Raw genomic sequence first — 18,064 nt, forward strand, 5'->3', positions numbered from 1 at the left:
ATTTTGTAGTTCAAAATAAATTCACAAAATATTTCTTGACAAAACACACCTGCTCTTATATACTTTGAATATCAAAATATTTGATGAATAAAACTTAATTTCTGAATTAAAAGGAGAAAAAACCATGTTAGAAAAAATGAAAGACATTATCGCTGAGCAATTAAATTGTGAAACTGAGAATATTACATTAGAGACTTCATTCAAGGAAGATCTGGGAGCTGATTCTTTAGATTTGTTTGAGCTGGTAATGGCTTTGGAAGATGAGTATTCTGTTGAAATCCCTGCAGAAGACCTGGAAGAACTGACTACGGTTGGAAAAGTTCTTGATTACTTAAAAGCAAAAGGTGTAGAAGAATAAGTAAAATGGCCAGCGCAGCAAAACGCTGTACCTGACAGTCATACTACAGAATAAAAGTCGGCGGGATCCGTCGGCTTTACTATATGTTTCGTTTTGAATGGAGGTCCAATATGACGACAAGAGTAACCGAACTTTTAGGAATCGAATATCCCATTATCCAGGGCGGTATGGCATGGGTAGCTGAGCATCATCTTGCTGCTGCAGTTTCAAATGCAGGAGGTTTTGGCCTGATCGGTGCGGCAAGCGCTCCGGCGGAAGTGGTACGGGAAGAAATTCGTAAAGCAAAAGAACTGACAGATAAACCATTTGGGGTCAATATAATGCTTTTAAGTCCTCATGCAGATGAAGTGGCTAAGGTTGTTGCCGAAGAAGGTGTTAAGGCAGTAACCACCGGAGCGGGTAATCCGGAAAAGTACATGGAACTGTGGAAAGCGGCAGGCATTAAAGTAATACCTGTAGTTGCTTCGGTAGCCCTGGCAAGAAGAATGGCAAAATACGGTGCAGATGCAGTCATAGCCGAAGGTATGGAATCCGGCGGACATATTGGATCACAGACAACGATGACGCTGGTTCCCCAGGTAGTGGATGCGGTAGATATTCCCGTGATAGCAGCCGGAGGAATCGGTGATGGAAGAGGATTTGCAGCAGCTATGATGCTTGGAGCTGAGGCTGTGCAGATAGGTACCCGTTTTGTAGTGGCAAAAGAGTCCATTGTTCATCAAAATTATAAAGACAGGGTCATAAAAGCAAAAGATATTGATTCAGAAGTTACAGGGACTACAACAGGACATCCGGTCCGTTCCCTGAGGAATAAAATGACAAGAGAATACGTGAAATTGGAAAAATCAGGAGCTTCCTTTGAAGAGCTGGAATATTTAACTCTGGGATCTCTGCGAAGTGCAGTAATGGAAGGTGATGTAATCACTGGAACTGTGATGGCAGGCCAGATCGCCGGCTTGATAAAGAAGGAACAAAGCTGCTTGGAAATGATAGAGGAAATAATGACAGAAGCCGGGAAGTTATTAAATACTAACAGACAGGTCTGTGATATACATGGAGGTAAAGTATGAAAAAAATAGCATTTGTGTTCCCGGGACAGGGTGCGCAGTACATAGGCATGGGTAAGGATTTTTATGAGCAGTATGAATCCTGCAAAGAGATCTTTGATCTGGCATCCGGAGTAACCGGACTGGATATACCTGCGCTTTGTTTTGAAGAAAATGATAAATTAAATATAACAGAATATACACAGGTATGTATGCTGGCTGTATCGGCAGCGATCTTAAAAGTTCTGGAAGAACAAGGATTGAAGTCTTGTGTAAACGCAGGATTGAGCCTTGGAGAATATGGTGCATTAGCTGCTTCCAGTGTATTAACCCTGGAAGATGCATTTAAGGTAGTTCGTCAGCGAGGTATCTTCATGCAGGAAGCAGTTCCGTCCGGCGGCGCAATGGCGGCGGTTATCGGCATGGATGGAGAAAAAATTGCAGAGGTCTGTGAAAAAACAGATGGTATTGTCAGTGTGGCAAATTATAATTGTCCGGGACAGATTGCAATCACAGGCGAAGAAGCAGCAGTGCAGAAAGCCTGTGAGACACTTAAAGAAGCCGGTGCAAGAAGAATTGTTCCCCTGAAGGTAAGCGGACCATTTCACTCTGCTATGTTGACAGATGCCGGCAGTAAGCTTGGTAAAGTATTAGATGAAGTAGAAATTCATGAGGTGAAAATCCCTTACGTTTCCAATGTAACCGCAGAATACGTAACAGATAAGAATCAGGTAAAGGATTTACTGCAAAAGCAGATCTATTCATCTGTACAGTGGCAGCAAAGCGTTGAAAATATGATTGCAGAAGGTGTAGACACCTTTATTGAAATCGGACCGGGCAAAACCCTCAGCGGATTTTTACGCAAAATCAACCGTGATATGACAGCATTAAATGTTGAGAAAGTAGAAGATGTAGAAAAAGTATTATCCGCTTTGTCAATGTAAAGATGCAGAACATGCCTGCGAAATGACATGTACCAAAAAAGCATGTACCATAAGTAAAGAACCCGCAGGTTTAATTATAAAGGAGTATATATGTTAGAAAATAAAGTAGCATTAGTAACCGGATCATCCAGAGGAATCGGGAAAGCAATTGCATTGAAACTTGCTGCAGAAGGTGCATTCGTGGTTATAAACTATAATGGTTCCAAGGATAAAGCGGAAGAAGTAGTTGCACAGATTAAAGAAAACGGAGGCAATGCGGTATCCTTCCAATGTAATGTGGCTGATTATGAAAGCACAGAAAAAATGATGAAAGCGCTGATTGCAGAATACCAGCACATCGATATTTTAGTGAACAACGCCGGAATTACCAAAGATAATCTAATCGTGAAAATGAAAGAAGCGGACTTTGATTCCGTAATCGATATAAATCTGAAAGGGTCATTTAACACAATCCGCCATTTATCCAGACAAATGTTAAAACAGAGAAGCGGTAAAATCATCAATATCGCATCGGTATCCGGTGTACTTGGAAATATGGGGCAGGCAAATTATTCTGCTTCCAAAGCAGGCATTATCGGGCTTACAAAAGCAATGGCCAGGGAACTGGCGAGCAGAGGCATTACTGTAAATGCAATCGCACCAGGATTTATTGCTACTGAGATGAGCGACGTATTATCCGATGCTATAAAAGAACAAGCCATTGCCCAGATCCCGTTGAAACGATTTGGAAAAGTAGAAGATGTGGCAGAAATGGCAGCCTTTCTGGCTTCTGACCGAGCAGATTATATTACAGGTCAGGTAATCAGTGTAGACGGCGGTATGGCAATTTAAAATCACCTGCAAATGAGCAGATATAACGGAGGTAGCAGCATGAGAAGAGTAGTAGTAACAGGAATGGGCGCAATTACACCGGTAGGTTTAAATGTAGAGAGCTTTTGGGATAGTGTAAAAAAGGAAAGAACAGGATTTGCTCCGATTACCAGATTTGACTGTACGGAGTATCGGGCAAAACTGGCAGCAGAGATCAAAGATTTTGTTGCAAAAGATTTTATGGACTTTAAAGCAGCTAAGCGTATGGAATTATTTTCCCAGTATGCAGTTGCTGCATCAAAAGAAGCAATCGAAGATTCGGGATTAGATATGTCAAAAGAAGATCCTTATATGGTAGGATGCTCCGTAGGTTCCGGAATCGGCAGTCTTCAGGCAGCAGAAAGAGAACACACCAGGCTGGTAGAAAAAGGTCCCAGCCGTGTAAATCCGCTCTTAGTACCGCTTATGATTTCCAATATGGCAGCCGGTAATGTTTCTATCCAGTTTGGTTTGAAAGGGAAAAGTATTAATGTGGTAACTGCCTGTGCAACGGGTACGCACTCCATCGGTGAAGCGTTCCGTACAATTCAATTCGGAGATGCAGATGTAATGGTTGCAGGCGGTACGGAAGCTTCTATCTGCCCCATCGGTGTCAGCGGATTTGCAGCATTGACTGCTCTTTCCGGTGCAACAGATCCACAGAGATGTTCCATTCCGTTTGACAAAGAACGAAGCGGTTTCATTATGGCAGAAGGAGCTGCTGTGGTTGTTCTGGAAGAACTGGAACATGCGAAGAAACGCGGTGCCCGCATTTATGCCGAACTTGGCGGCTATGGCGCAACCAGCGATGCTTATCATATTACTTCTCCGGCAGAAGATGGGGAAGGCGCTGCAAGAGCGATGTTAAATGCAGTAAAAGAAGCAGGACTAAAACCCGAAGATATTACTTATATCAATGCACACGGTACCAGCACACATCATAATGACTTATTTGAGACCAGAGCCATCAAAAAAGCCTTTGGTGATCACGCTTATAATATCCGCGTTAACTCAACAAAATCTATTACGGGACATATGTTAGGTGCAGCCGGATCCATTGAATTTATCACTTGCATCAAAGAAATAGAAGAAGGTTATATTCATCCTACGGTAGGTTATAAAGTACCGGATGAAGAACTGGATTTAAATTATGTTGCAGGAAAAGCAATCGAAGAGCCGCTGGAATATGCAATCAGCAATTCACTTGGCTTTGGCGGACACAACTCCAGTATTTTAGTGAAGAAATATAGAGAGGAGTAATCACATGGAATTTGAAAATTTATTGACTTTAATCGATAAAGTAGCGTCTACCGATCTCACCGATTTTTCCATTGACAATGGAGATGTTAAAATCTCCATGAAGCGGAAACAAAAAGATGTGATAGTAACAAGCGTTTCAGAAGGAATGCTGACACAGCAGTCGTCTGTACAGAATCCTGTGACTGCTGCTTCGCAAACCATGGATGGCGTTTCTGTACCTGATGGAAATACTGTAAAAGCTCCGTTAGTGGGAACTTTCTACAATGCGGCTTCTCCCGAAAATCCGGCATTTGTTAAAGTTGGAGATGTGGTAAAAAAAGGGCAGACCCTCGGTATTATAGAAGCAATGAAACTGATGAATGAAATTGAAAGCGAATTTGACGGTGTGGTGGAAGCGATTCTCATAGAGAATGAGCAGATGGTGGAATACGGTCAGCCGTTGTTTGTAATTAAATAATAAAACTTCACACCAATCAGGAGGTACGATTATGGCATTATCAACGAAAGAAATTATGGAGATCATTCCACATAGACAGCCGTTTTTATTAATAGATACTATTGAAGAATTAGAACCCGGCAAACGTGCAGTAGGTAAAAAGTGCGTAAGCTACAATGAGCCGTTTTTTGCTGGACATTTCCCGCAGGAACCGGTTATGCCGGGCGTGTTAACCATTGAAGCACTGGCTCAGGTAGGAGCGGTGATCATCTTAAGTGTACCGGAGAATAAAGGCAAGGTTGCTTATTTTGGAGCAATCAATTCTGCCAAATTCAAAGGAAAAGTATTGCCTGGAGATGTATTAATGCTGGAAGTAGAAATGATTAAAGTAAAAGGTCCAATCGGTGTGGGAAAAGCAACTGCGACCGTAGACGGTAAAGTAGTAGCCATAGCGGAATTGACTTTTGCAATCGGATAGGAGATCATATGTTTCAGAAAATATTAATTGCTAACAGAGGAGAGATCGCAGTTCGTATTATTCGGGCATGCCGTGAACTTGGAATTAAAACGGTAGCCGTTTTTTCAGAGGCAGACCGGGAAGCCCTTCATACACAGCTGGCAGACGAAGCAATCTGCATCGGACCGGCATCTTCACTGGAAAGTTATTTAAACATGGAACGCATTTTAAGTGCTACGATAGCAGCAAAAGCAGATGCAATTCATCCTGGCTTTGGTTTTCTGTCAGAGAACAGTAAATTTGTGGAAATGTGTCAGAAATGCAATATTACGTTTATCGGTCCCAGTGCGGAGGTCATTAACCGTATGGGAAATAAATCAGAAGCCCGTGCCACCATGATGAAAGCGGGAGTACCGGTTGTTCCCGGTACCAAAGAACCGGTCTATACAGCAGAGGAAGGCAAACGGATAGCAGGAGAAATTGGTTATCCGGTTATGATCAAGGCTTCCTCCGGCGGCGGCGGAAAAGGGATGCGAATATCAGAATCTGCAGAAGATTTCACGGAGAATTTCCAGACCGCACAGATGGAATCGGTGAGAGGATTCGGTGATGATACTATGTATATTGAAAAATACGTGCAAAATCCGAAGCACATCGAATTCCAGATCATTGCAGATAAATTTGGCAATGTGGTACAGCTGGGTGAACGAGACTGTTCTATTCAGAGACATCATCAAAAAGTAATTGAGGAATCTCCAAGTGCCGTTCTTACACCGGAATTGCGAAAAGCCATGGGCGATACCGCCATTCATGCTGCTAGGGCAGCTTCATATGAAAATGCAGGAACGATAGAATTCCTTTTAGATAAAAATAAAAATTATTATTTTATGGAAATGAACACCCGTATTCAGGTGGAACATCCGGTAACCGAAATGGTTTCCGGGGTAGATTTAATCAAAGAGCAGATCTATATTGCAGCAGGACTTCCACTCAGTGTGAAACAGGAAGACATTACCTTAACCGGTCATGCCATTGAATGCAGAATTAATGCGGAGAATCCGGCTAAGAATTTTATGCCCTGTCCCGGAAAGATAAATGAAGTACATCTGCCGGGTGGATATGGGGTAAGAATTGATACTGCCGTATACAGCGGATACGAAATTCCACCCTATTATGACTCTATGATTGCAAAAGTAATTGTGCATGACAAAACGAGAGCTTCTGCAATTGATAAAATGAGAAGTACTTTAGGTGAGCTGGTTCTGGACGGCGTCACAACAAATGTAGATTTTCAGTATGAAATACTGAATAATGAAGATTTTCAGGCAGGCGATTTCACAACCGATTTCATAGAAGAACATTTCTAAAAGAAACCGGTTGGAAGCGTACAGATTGATGCAATGAATTTCAAACAACATGCCTGTGATCCTGTTAGAAATTAAGGAGAGTATAAAATGTCGAAGCTTAAGGATATGTTTAAAAAAACTTCCTACATTCCAATCGGACGTTTGGATGAACCTAAGAAGGAAGAAAAACCTTCTGTAGAAGAAGATGCAGCACCCTGCGTACCGGAGGGGCTTTGGGTAAAATGTCCGAAATGCGGTAAATTGCTGTATAAGCAAGATGTAGTAGATAATCATTATGTATGTCCAAAATGCGGCGGTTATTTTCGGATTAAGACGAAGACCAGACTGCGTATGGTTCTGGACCATGGTACTTATGAATCATGGTATACTGATCTGCCACAGCGCAATCCCCTGGATTATCCGGGATATGAGGAAAAATTGGAAGCACAAAGGGAGAAAACACATCTGCACGAGGCAGTTACAATCGGCAAAGGCAAAATCTATGGAAAAGATGCCGTAGTCGGTGTCTGTGATGCACGTTTTTTAATGAGCAGCATGGGATATGTAGTAGGGGAGAAAATAACCCGCGCATTTGAACAGGCAATTGACGAAAAATTACCTGTTATCTTATTTTGCTGCTCCGGCGGTGCCAGAATGCAGGAAGGAATTGTTTCTCTGATGCAGATGGCGAAAACTTCGGCTGCCATTAAACGCCATTCCGATGCCGGACTTCTTTATATTCCAGTTCTGACAGATCCCACAACAGGAGGTGTAACTGCTAGTTTTGCAATGTTAGGAGATATCATCCTTGCCGAGCCGGGAGCCCTGATCGGATTTGCAGGTCCAAGGGTAATTGCACAAACCATCGGGCAGAAACTTCCGGAGGGATTCCAAAGAGCAGAGTTCCTGGTGGAAAAAGGTATTATAGACGGTATTGTGGAACGAAGCGATCTTAAACTGCGTTTAGCGATGCTCATTGACATGCATGAGAGCAGAAAAGGCTATGCCTCTTTTGAAAAAACAACTGGAGAACTTGGCACACTTTTATATGGTGCTTCTGACTCTCCCGATACCATTCTATCTTCCGTTGGCAAAGCGGTATCCGAAGGATCTGATTTTGATACGGATATGTCTGCCGGTGAATCATTTGGTGATGGGTATAAAAAATCGGCCTGGGAAAAAGTTCAGATCTCCAGGATGGCAGAACGTCCAACCAGTCTGGATTATATTGAAGCGATCTTTGAACATTTTACCGAATTACATGGGGACAGAAGTTTTAGGGATGACGGCGCAGTAGTTGGCGGTATTGCTTACCTGAACGGACAGCCGGTAACGGTGATTGGTCAGCAAAAGGGGAAAAATACAAAGGACAATATTACCCGGAACTTTGGAATGGTATCTCCGGAAGGTTATCGTAAAGCACTTCGCCTGATGAAGCAGGCTGAGAAATTTCACCGTCCCATTATCAATTTTGTAGACACGCCGGGAGCAGCCTGCGGAATTGAAGCAGAAGAGCGGGGACAGGGTGAAGCAATTGCCCGTAACCTGCTTGAGATGTCGGCCTTAAAGACTCCGGTTCTGAGTATTATGATCGGGGAAGGCGGGAGCGGAGGTGCTCTTGGATTAGCGGTAGCAAATGAAGTGTGGATGATGGAAAATGCCACTTATTCGGTTTTGTCACCGGAAGGTTTTGCATCAATTCTGTGGAAAGACGGAAAACGTGCAAAAGAAGCCTCTGAAATTATGAAAATAACAGCAGAAGACCTGAAGGATCTTGGCATTATTGAGCTTATTATACCGGAGCGGGAACCTGCTATGGTGGAAAATATAGCAGAAATAGCAGTTTATATGAAGAAAAATATCTGCAGATTTCTGGAAGACCAGAATAAATTACAGATAGAGGAATTTGCCAGTCAAAGGTACCAGCGCTTCCGAAATATGTAGCAGACAGTCAACCATATCGCAGGCTTGCCTGCGATATGCATAGGAGGTAAGAATGGAATTAAAACCGTTAAAAATCGGGGATTTAACAGCTAGAATACCGATTATCCAGGGAGGAATGGGCGTAGGTGTCAGCTTGTCAAGGCTGGCTGGAAATGTTGCTGCCTGCGGCGGCGTTGGCATTATCTCTACCGCACAGATTGGCTATCGGGAAGAAGGATTTGAGAGTAATCCGATTGAATCAAATTTAAGGGCAATTGCCAATGAAATTAAAAAGGCACGCCAGATTGCAAAAGATGGGATTGTGGGTGTCAACATTATGGTTGCTACGAAGCGTTATGCTGAGTATGTGAAAGCTGCGGTTAAATCCGGGGTGGATTTAATTATCTCCGGTGCCGGTCTGCCTACCATGCTGCCGGAATTAGTGAAGGATAGTAAGACAAAGATAGCACCCATTGTATCCACCATCAAATCCGCCAGCGTGATCCTGAAGATGTGGGAACGCAAATCAGGGCGACTTCCGGATCTTGTCGTGATTGAAGGACCAAGAGCCGGCGGACATCTGGGGTTCTCACTGGATCAGCTGGAAAACTTTACACCGGAAGTCTATGAAGAAGAAATCAAGGGCATCATAGGGGTCGTAAAAGGATATGCTAAAAAATATGAAACCCATATTCCGGTTGTGGTTGCCGGAGGGATCTATACCAGAGCGGATATCGATCATGCGCTAAAGCTTGGCGCCGATGGTGTACAAATGGGTACCCGATTTGTTACAACCTTCGAATGTGACGCCAGTGACGAATACAAACAGACTTATCTGAATGCATCAAAGGAAGATATTGCAATCGTAAAAAGCCCGGTAGGCATGCCGGGACGGGCAATTATCAACGACTTTATGGAACATCCAAAGCCAGGCATCGGAATTAATGGAAAATGTCTGCAATGTCTGGAAAGATGCAATCCGGCAACCATTCCTTACTGTATTACCCGGGCGCTGATCAATGCAGCAAAAGGAAATACTGAGGATGCATTGCTGTTCTGCGGTGATAATGCGTACCGGGCGGATAAACTGGAACATGTGAAGGATATCATGGATGAATTAACGAAATAAAAATCTGAGGACAGTGACTTAATTGGCACTGTCCCCTTTTATGTTCTGGTAAATATCAGGGATACCATGATTACGCAAAATCCGGTATGCGTTTCATAAGATACAAAAAATATTAAGATAAACATTTTCAGACCCGGGATGACAAAAGAAAATGTCAAAATTTATAATTTAATCGAAAATAATGGTTGTAATAAAAACCACTTTCGGTATATAATGTGACTTAGGCTGTAAATCAGCATTAATATAAGAAGGAGGAGAATTAAAATGAGTAAGGTTAGAACACGTTTTGCACCAAGCCCTACCGGACGTATGCATGTAGGCAACTTAAGAACCGCATTATACGCATATTTAATCGCAAAGCATGACGGCGGCGATTTTATGCTTAGAATAGAGGATACTGACCAGGAACGTTTTATGGAAGGCGCACTGGATATTATTTACCGTACCCTGGCAAAGACAGGTTTAGTTCATGATGAAGGACCGGACAAAGATGGCGGAGTAGGTCCCTATGTACAGAGTGAACGACAGGCACAGGGAATCTACCTGAAATATGCTAAAATGTTAATTGAAAAAGGCGAAGCATATTACTGTTTCTGTGATAAAGAACGCCTGGAATCCTTAAGACAGGAAGTGGCAGGCAAGGAAATCATCGTATACGATAAACACTGTCTGAACCTCCCAAAAGAAGAGATTGAATCCAAATTAGCGGCAGGCATACCTTACGTAATTCGTCAGAATATGCCAAAAGAAGGTACTACAAAGTTTGAAGATGAGATCTATGGAACAATCGAAGTACCAAACTCAGAACTGGATGATATGATTTTGATTAAATCAGACGGATATCCTACCTATAACTTTGCCAATGTTGTGGATGACCATTTAATGGGAATTACACATGTAGTTCGCGGAAATGAATATTTATCTTCCGCACCGAAATATAACCGCCTGTATCAGGCATTTGGCTGGGAAGTACCGGTATATGTACATTGCCCGCTGATTACCAACGAAGAACATAAGAAGTTAAGTAAAAGAAGCGGTCATTCCTCTTATGAAGATTTACTGGAACAGGGATTTTTAAGCGAAGCAATTGTAAACTATGTAGCATTGCTTGGCTGGTGCCCGCAGGACAACCGTGAAATCTTCTCCCTTCCGGAACTAGTGGAAGTGTTCGATTACCGTCATATGAGTAAGTCACCTGCCGTTTTTGATGTCAATAAGTTAAAATGGATGAATGGCGAATATATGAAGGCCATGGATTTTGATGTGTTCTATGAAAAAGCATTGCCATTTATCAAACAGGCGCTTACCAAAGATCTGGATTTAAAAAAGATTGCAGAAATGGTGAAGAGCAGAATTGAAGTTTTTCCGGAAATTCCGGATTTAATTGATTTCTTTGAATCAGTTCCGGAATACGACAGTGCAATGTATACACATAAAAAGATGAAGACAAATGAAGAGACTTCTTTGGCTGTCTTAAAAGATCTTCTTCCTCTTTTGGAAAACCAGGATGACTATAGTAATGATGCTTTATATGCCCTGCTTTCCACTTATGTATCCGAAAAAGGATGTAAAAACGGATATGTTATGTGGCCGGTTCGTACTGCTGTGTCCGGAAAGCAGATGACACCTGCCGGTGCTACGGAGATTATGGAAATCATCGGTAAAGAAGAATCAATTGCCCGCATCAAAGCTGCAATTGAAAAATTGGGTAACTAAGTAAGGGTCATAAATACACCCAGTGGGGGGCGGTGCAACCATGCATCGTCCCTATTAAGGGCTATAAAACTGATTTTAGGCGCATTGAGTGCGCGATTGGAGGAAATACGAATGAGTTTTACTAAGGCTCAGTCGCGGGCGATTACCCACAAAGATGGTCCCATGATCGTGCTCGCCGGACCCGGTTCCGGAAAGACAACCGTTATCACAGAGCGGACAAAATATCTGATTCAGAACTACGGGATTAACCCGATGGAAATACTGGTCATTACTTTTACAAAAGCGGCGGCACAGGAAATGCGGCAGCGTTTTTTACGTTTAATGGAACAGGAACAGACCCAGGTTACTTTTGGAACCTTTCACGCAATATTTTTTGGAATATTAAAACATGCCTATCATTTTACCGGAGAAAATATACTCCGCGAGGATCAGAAGCATCAATATCTAAAAGACATTGTAGGGCGGATGAATCTGGATATCGAAGATGAGGCGGATTTTATCGGAGGCATTATTTCTGAGATCAGTCTCGTAAAAAATGATCAGATCCCATTAGAACACTATTATTCGACGACCTGTTCGGAAAATGCATTCCGTGATATCTATCAAAAATACCAGCAGCGCCTGGAAAGGGAAAACCGCCTGGACTTTGATGATATGCTGGTTTATACTTACCAGCTGTTAAAGGAACGGCCGGATATCCTGCTGGGCTGGCAGAACCGGTACCGTTACATATTGGTGGATGAATTTCAGGATATCAATACGATTCAGTATGAGATCGTCAAGATGCTGGCGGCTCCGGAAAATAACATATTTATTGTAGGCGATGACGATCAGTCAATATACCGGTTCCGTGGTGCGAAACCGGAAATAATGTTGAATTTTCCAAAAGAATTTAAAGATACAAAGACCATACTGCTGGATCAAAACTTCCGATGCACCGGTAATATTGTAAAAGCAGCCGAACTTGTTATCCGGCACAATCAGATGCGCTTTCAGAAGAATATGAAAGAGGTAAAAGAATCTGGTGATAAGATCGAACTCCACACATTTGCAAATCAGCCTCAGGAATGTGCTCATATTATTAAGAAAGTGCAGGAGTATATCAAACAGGATTATCAATACAGCGATATTGCCATCCTGTTTCGGACAAATACCGATGCCCGGCTCTTAGCTGAGAAATTCATGGAATATAATATACCTTTCAAAATGAGGGACAGCATGCCAAATATCTACGATCACTGGATTGCAAAAAATGTGATCAGCTACATTCATCTGGCACTTGGAAGCCGTGAACGCCGGGAATTTCTACAGGTTATGAACCGTCCAAACCGGTATATCGGAAGAGAATGTGTAGATGAAGCGCAAGTATCATTGGAAAATCTCAAAAAATATTATGATGATAAGCACTGGGTAGTCGAACGGATCGAACAATTGGAATATCAGCTGAATATTTTAAAAAGGATGAACCCATATGCAGCGATTAATTTTATACGTCATGGAATCGGGTATGAAGCATATTTGAATGAGTATGCAGATTTCAGGAAGATAAAAGCAGAAGATCTCTATGAAGTATTAAATGAAATGCAGGAGGGAGCAAAAGACTTTAAGACATTTGAAGCCTGGTTTGCCCATATTGAAGAATACACAAAGGCTCTGAATGATCAGGCAAAAGAGCAGAATAGGGTATCCAACGCGGTGACCTTTACCACGCTGCACAGCTCCAAAGGCCTGGAATTTGCAAATGTGTTTATTATTGATATAAATGAGGGGATTATTCCCCACAGAAAAGCCATATTGGATGTGGACATGCAGGAAGAACGACGTATGTTCTATGTGGGTATGACAAGAGCAAAAGAACATCTCCATATGTATTCCATACGGGAACGCTATGGGAAGAATCTGATGCCTTCTGTGTTTTTGGAAAATTTGAAGCAGGATGTGAAAACAGCCGGTTGATTACTTAATGAATATCAAAAAATCCCCTGCCGGAATTAAACGGTGGGGGATTTGTGATATACCAAAATATTATTCATTACTGACAAAGATTATTCTTCGTCTTCTTCCTCTTCAGCATCTACTATTTCATCATATTCCTGGCCATCCAGAAACTCATCAAATGCATCAGCTGCAGCTTCATATTCATCATCGTCTTCAATATTCTCTAACATTGGATTTCCATTTTCTTCAGAGAAGCGATATAAGAAAACTTCTCCCTCTTCGTTTTCACCCTCTTCATTTAATGGAAGAAGGGCAATATATTCTTTGTCACCAGCCGGGAAGATTGTTAATACCGCACATTCGACAACGTCGCCATTATCCATAGTAAGAGTTACGGTAGCACCTTCTTCATGGTCGTGGTCACATCCGCATCCACAGGAATCACAGCCGCCACTGCAGTCTAAATCGTGTTCATGTTCGCTCATAGTAAGTACCTCGCTTTAAATGTTATTATTTAGTATCTCCCCATCACTTTATCAGATGTGCCATAGAATTGCAAGCCTTTATTTTGTCTGTTTGTTAATAAATTGCGGATGCAGTTTTGAATACATGATTCTTTGGGCACTGTAGATACCGTAGTAGCCGGAGAGCATATAACTAACCCCGCAGGCAATACAGAACAACAGCAGATTGGAAGAGCCAAAAAGCTCGATACTAAGGAGAATCGATGCAATCGGACAATTAATGACCCCGCAGAATAAAGATACCAGACCGATTGCCGCAGCAAGACCCGGATCCATCCCAAGCAGACTTCCGACCGTGGCTCCCAAAGTAGCTCCAATGCAGAAAGAAGGAACAATTTCGCCGCCTTTAAAACCGGCACCAAGTGTTACTGCTGTAAAGATCATTTTTAATAAAAATGCTTCCGGTCTGGCTTCTCCGTTCATCGCCTTATAGATTAACTCCATACCGGTACCATTATAATCACGGCTTCCCACAAGGAGCGTTAATCCAACCACCAGGCAGCCGCCCACAAAAAACCGCAAATACATATTCTTCAGGAATTTCTGGTAAAGTTCTCCTGCTTTATGCATGATAATGCAAAAAATCATGCTTACCAGAGCGCAGACAGCCGCCAGCACAATAATTTTTCCACCCAGCGCAAGTCCGAATGCATGCTGAAGCGGTACGGAAAATGTCGTAGGTTCTACACCCAGATACGAAGCCAGATGGTTGGCAATAATTGCAGAGATCAGACACGGCACAAATGCGCTGTAATGAATGATACCCACACTGATGACTTCCATGCAGAAGAAAGCCGCAGTTATCGGTGTTGAAAAGACGGCAGAGAAGAGAGCACTCATACCGCACATCGTAATCAGATGGCGGTCTTTCTCATTTAAATGGATGAAATGACCAAACCAGGTACCGATACTGCCCCCAATCTGAAGAGCTGCCCCTTCTCGGCCGGAAGAACCGCCGCACAGGTGGGTAAGCGCAGTACCGATAAATATCAGGGGCGCAAGTCTGGCAGGTGCTTCCTGGGACGTTCGAATGGATTGCAGGATACTGTTGGTACCCTTATCGTTTTCCATTTTACAGATTTTGTACAGAAATCCTATGAGCAGGCCGGAAACCGGCAGCAGATAAAGCAGCCAGGTATGAACAGACAAAAGATCCGATGCATAGTGAACACTGAAATGAAATGCGGTACCAATTGCTCCGCAGATCACCCCCATCAATATTGCACACAGAACCCACTTAAAGAAAATGAATGTGAAATCCATAGAGTAACGCAGATGAATCTTGAATTTACTTCTCATGATTATGTAATCAACCTCTAATCTTTATATAATTTCTCTTTCTTTTAGTTTAGTGTAACCAGACACAAAATGCAAGGCTGAATTGGGATTGGATTTTATTCAGTACATGATTAAAGTGCCGTTGAATCACACACAGCCCGCGTTTCTGTGCACAAACGACCTTTACTTTTATGATTCGGTATATTATAATCAATCTATCTATGTGAATAGACGAAAGTGAAAGGGCTTATTGCAGGTGAGCCTGTAATATGCAAAGGTAATAATATGAAATTAATATCATGGAATGTAAATGGACTGCGTGCCTGCGTCCAAAAAGGGTTTTTAGATTTCTTTCGGGATATAGATGCTGATATTTTCTGTATTCAGGAAAGTAAGCTGCAGGCAGGGCAGATAGATCTGGATTTAGAAGGTTATCACCAGTATTGGAATTATGCAGTAAAGAAGGGATATTCCGGAACTGCGGTGTTTACGAAAGAGGAGCCTGTCAGTGTCAGTTATGGTATCGGCATGGAAGAACACGACCAGGAAGGCCGGGTAATCACTCTGGAATTCAAAGATTTTTACCTGATAACGGTATATACGCCTAATTCTCAGAACGAATTAGCGAGACTGCCTTACCGGATGCAGTGGGAAGATGATTTTCTTAAATATCTGAAGAAACTGGAAGAGAGCAAACCAGTGATTTTCTGTGGAGACTTAAATGTGGCTCATGAAGAAATTGATTTGAAGAATCCGAAAACCAACCGCAAAAATGCGGGATTTACAGATGAAGAACGTGAAAAATTCACACAGGTGGTTCGTTCCGGCTTTATCGATTCCTACCGCCATTTTTATCCGGATCAGGAAGGTATATACTCCTGGTGGTCTTACCGTTTTAAAGCCAGAGAAAAGAATGCAGGGTGGAGAATTGACTATTTCTGTGTTTCCGACTCTTTGAAGGACAAGCTGGAAGATGCAAAGATCCATACGGAAATATTCGGCTCCGACCATTGCCCGGTAGAATTAGACATTGATTTGTAGAATAGGAATGAACTTATGAATTTATTGACGATAGAAAATCTGACACACGCTTTTACAGAACGGAAATTATTTGATCAGGCTGATTTTAGTATTAACGAAGGTGATAAAGTCGGTCTGATCGGAATTAATGGAACAGGTAAGTCTACGCTGCTGAAAATAGCAGCGGGACTTGAGATTCCCGATTCCGGCAAGGTAACCAAAGGAAATCAGGTTACCATACGTTTTTTGTCCCAGAATCCTGAATTTAATGAGGATATGACTGCTCTTGAAGCAGTTATGCATCTAAATAAGACAAAATTAAATGAATGGTCTTTAGAGAGTGAAGCAAAGTCCATGCTGAATAAGCTGGAAATAGAAGATTTCAATCAGAAGATCAGCCAATTGTCCGGCGGACAGAAAAAGAGAGTGGCTTTGGCGAATATACTGCTTGCCACAGCTGAAATTCTGATACTTGATGAGCCTACCAACCATCTGGACAATGCCATGTCTGAATGGCTGGAGGAATATCTGAACCAGTTCCGGGGCGCACTGATTATGGTTACTCATGACCGTTATTTTCTGGATCGTGTATCGAACCGTATTGTTGAAATCGATAAAGGGCAGATTTACAATTACCCCGGAAATTATTCTGAATTTGTCCGTTTAAAAGAGGCCAGGCAGAATATGGAAGTTGCAACAGAGCGCAAGCGGCAGAGTATCTTAAAAACAGAGCTGGAATGGCTTGCCAGAGGTGCCAGGGCACGTTCTACTAAACAAAAAGCCCATATTGCCAGAATTGAGGAAATGAAGGAACGAAGAGGTCCCCAAGAAGATCTGTCTGTTGAAATGAACTCCATCTCCACCAGGCTTGGACGAAAAACAATAGAAGTAACCGGACTGTCAAAGTCTTATGGCGAAAAAGTACTGTTCAGAGACTACTCATATATATTTTTAAAAGGCGAGCGTATTGGTATCATTGGTCCAAATGGATGTGGAAAAAGTACTTTGCTTAAGATTATAAACGGTATTACAGAACCGGACTGTGGAACCATTGATATTGGACAAACTGTGAAGATCGGTTATTTTTCACAGGAAAGTGAAGCAATGGATGATTCTATGAAAGTCATTGATTACATCAGAGAGGCTGGCGAGTACGTTCAGACTACGGAGGGCACGATAACTGCGTCCCAGATGCTGGAGCGGTTTCTATTTGACGGGACAATGCAGTGGAATCTCATCGGCAAATTGTCCGGTGGTGAGAAACGGCGTCTGTTTCTTCTGAGAATTCTGATGACGGCTCCAAATGTTTTAATTCTGGATGAGCCCACAAATGATCTGGATATACAGACTCTGACGATTCTGGAAGATTATCTGGACAGTTTTGACGGAATTGTAATTACGGTTTCCCATGACCGTTATTTTCTGGACAGGGTAGTGCGCAGGATTTTTGCATTTGAAGGAAATGGAGTCATACAGCAGTACGAAGGCGGATATTCTGATTACCTTATTGCATGGGAACTGCGGAATCCATCCGGAGATAATCAATCCTCCGGAATTCAAAAAGAAACTAAAAATGTTAAAATAAAAGACAAGAAATTAAAGTTTACCTATCAGGAACAAAAGGATTTTGAAACAATTGATGAAGATATAGAAAATCTAGAGGAACAGCTGAAACATCTGGAAGAGGAAATGCTGGAAGCGGCCAGTAATTATGGGAAACTAGGCGAATTGATGCAGCAAAAGGAAGATCTTTCCGTTAAACTGGATGAAAAAATGCAGCGCTGGGAATACCTGAATGACTTGGCAGAACGGATAGAACAGGAAAGGGCAGGTAATTAAT

At 42.3% G+C, this 18,064-nt stretch carries 16 protein-coding genes; 14 read left to right on the top strand and 2 right to left on the bottom strand.

Annotation, left to right across the window (positions count from 1 at the left end; genetic code table 11):
* Positions 1–124: 124 nt before the first annotated feature.
* The 12 genes from acpP to QR40_RS15980 all read left to right on the top strand — a co-directional run bounded on the left by acpP (position 125) and on the right by QR40_RS15980 (position 13,420).
* Positions 125–358, top strand: a complete 234-nt coding sequence (gene acpP / locus QR40_RS15925) for an acyl carrier protein (RefSeq protein WP_027294210.1) — start codon at positions 125–127, stop codon at positions 356–358.
* A gap of 110 nt (positions 359–468) precedes the next feature.
* Entirely contained in the window at positions 469–1,428 is a 960-nt protein-coding gene (gene fabK, locus QR40_RS15930) for an enoyl-[acyl-carrier-protein] reductase FabK (protein ID WP_027294209.1), read from the top strand.
* Positions 1,425–2,348: an ACP S-malonyltransferase gene (fabD, locus tag QR40_RS15935; RefSeq protein WP_044295955.1), complete on the top strand. Its 924-nt coding sequence runs from the start codon at positions 1,425–1,427 to the stop codon at positions 2,346–2,348. Before fabK ends, fabD begins: the two co-directional genes overlap by 4 nt.
* Positions 2,349–2,438: 90 nt before the next feature.
* A complete protein-coding gene (gene fabG / locus QR40_RS15940; protein WP_027294207.1) occupies positions 2,439–3,179 on the top strand; it encodes a 3-oxoacyl-[acyl-carrier-protein] reductase in 741 nt (246 codons plus the stop codon).
* 39 nt (positions 3,180–3,218) lie between these two features.
* Complete coding sequence (gene fabF, locus QR40_RS15945; RefSeq protein WP_027294206.1) at positions 3,219–4,457, top strand: beta-ketoacyl-ACP synthase II; 1,239 nt, start codon at positions 3,219–3,221, stop codon at positions 4,455–4,457.
* A 4-nt stretch (positions 4,458–4,461) separates the two neighbouring features.
* Positions 4,462–4,914 (top strand): acetyl-CoA carboxylase biotin carboxyl carrier protein, encoded by a 453-nt coding sequence (gene accB, locus QR40_RS15950; RefSeq protein WP_027294205.1) that lies wholly within the window; start codon positions 4,462–4,464, stop codon positions 4,912–4,914.
* 31 nt (positions 4,915–4,945) lie between these two features.
* The gene (gene fabZ, locus QR40_RS15955) at positions 4,946–5,371 is read left to right on the top strand and encodes a 3-hydroxyacyl-ACP dehydratase FabZ (protein ID WP_044295956.1); all 426 of its coding nucleotides are present in this window, start codon (positions 4,946–4,948) and stop codon (positions 5,369–5,371) included.
* 8 nt (positions 5,372–5,379) lie between these two features.
* A complete protein-coding gene (locus QR40_RS15960; protein WP_044295957.1) occupies positions 5,380–6,717 on the top strand; it encodes an acetyl-CoA carboxylase biotin carboxylase subunit in 1,338 nt (445 codons plus the stop codon).
* An 87-nt stretch (positions 6,718–6,804) separates the two neighbouring features.
* Positions 6,805–8,640: an acetyl-CoA carboxylase carboxyl transferase subunit gene (locus tag QR40_RS15965; protein ID WP_044289383.1), complete on the top strand. Its 1,836-nt coding sequence runs from the start codon at positions 6,805–6,807 to the stop codon at positions 8,638–8,640.
* Positions 8,641–8,692: 52 nt separating this feature from the next.
* Positions 8,693–9,748: an NAD(P)H-dependent flavin oxidoreductase gene (locus QR40_RS15970; protein ID WP_027294201.1), complete on the top strand. Its 1,056-nt coding sequence runs from the start codon at positions 8,693–8,695 to the stop codon at positions 9,746–9,748.
* Between the two features lie 264 nt (positions 9,749–10,012).
* A complete protein-coding gene (gene gltX / locus QR40_RS15975) occupies positions 10,013–11,464 on the top strand; it encodes a glutamate--tRNA ligase (protein WP_044295958.1) in 1,452 nt (483 codons plus the stop codon).
* Positions 11,465–11,575: 111 nt separating this feature from the next.
* Positions 11,576–13,420, top strand: coding sequence for an ATP-dependent helicase (locus QR40_RS15980; RefSeq protein WP_044295959.1), 1,845 nt, complete (start codon positions 11,576–11,578; stop codon positions 13,418–13,420).
* A gap of 89 nt (positions 13,421–13,509) precedes the next feature.
* Here the strand turns inward: QR40_RS15980 and QR40_RS15985 are convergent, their stop codons facing one another.
* Positions 13,510–13,887, bottom strand: coding sequence for a DUF1292 domain-containing protein (locus QR40_RS15985; RefSeq protein ID WP_027294198.1), 378 nt, complete (start codon positions 13,885–13,887; stop codon positions 13,510–13,512).
* 78 nt (positions 13,888–13,965) lie between these two features.
* Positions 13,966–15,225, bottom strand: coding sequence for a chloride channel protein (locus QR40_RS15990; protein WP_027294197.1), 1,260 nt, complete (start codon positions 15,223–15,225; stop codon positions 13,966–13,968).
* A 264-nt stretch (positions 15,226–15,489) separates the two neighbouring features.
* Here QR40_RS15990 and xth point away from each other — a divergent pair, with 264 nt between their 5' ends.
* Together xth and QR40_RS16000 are read left to right on the top strand one after the other, a co-directional pair.
* Positions 15,490–16,245, top strand: a complete 756-nt coding sequence (xth, locus tag QR40_RS15995; protein ID WP_027294196.1) for an exodeoxyribonuclease III — start codon at positions 15,490–15,492, stop codon at positions 16,243–16,245.
* Between the two features lie 15 nt (positions 16,246–16,260).
* Positions 16,261–18,063 carry an ABC-F family ATP-binding cassette domain-containing protein gene (locus QR40_RS16000; protein ID WP_044295960.1) on the top strand — a complete coding sequence of 601 codons (1,803 nt, stop codon included), beginning with the start codon at positions 16,261–16,263 and terminating at the stop codon, positions 18,061–18,063.
* Position 18,064 lies beyond the last annotated feature (1 nt).

Source organism: Robinsoniella peoriensis (assembly GCF_000797495.1).
GTDB lineage: Bacteria > Bacillota > Clostridia > Lachnospirales > Lachnospiraceae > Robinsoniella > Robinsoniella peoriensis.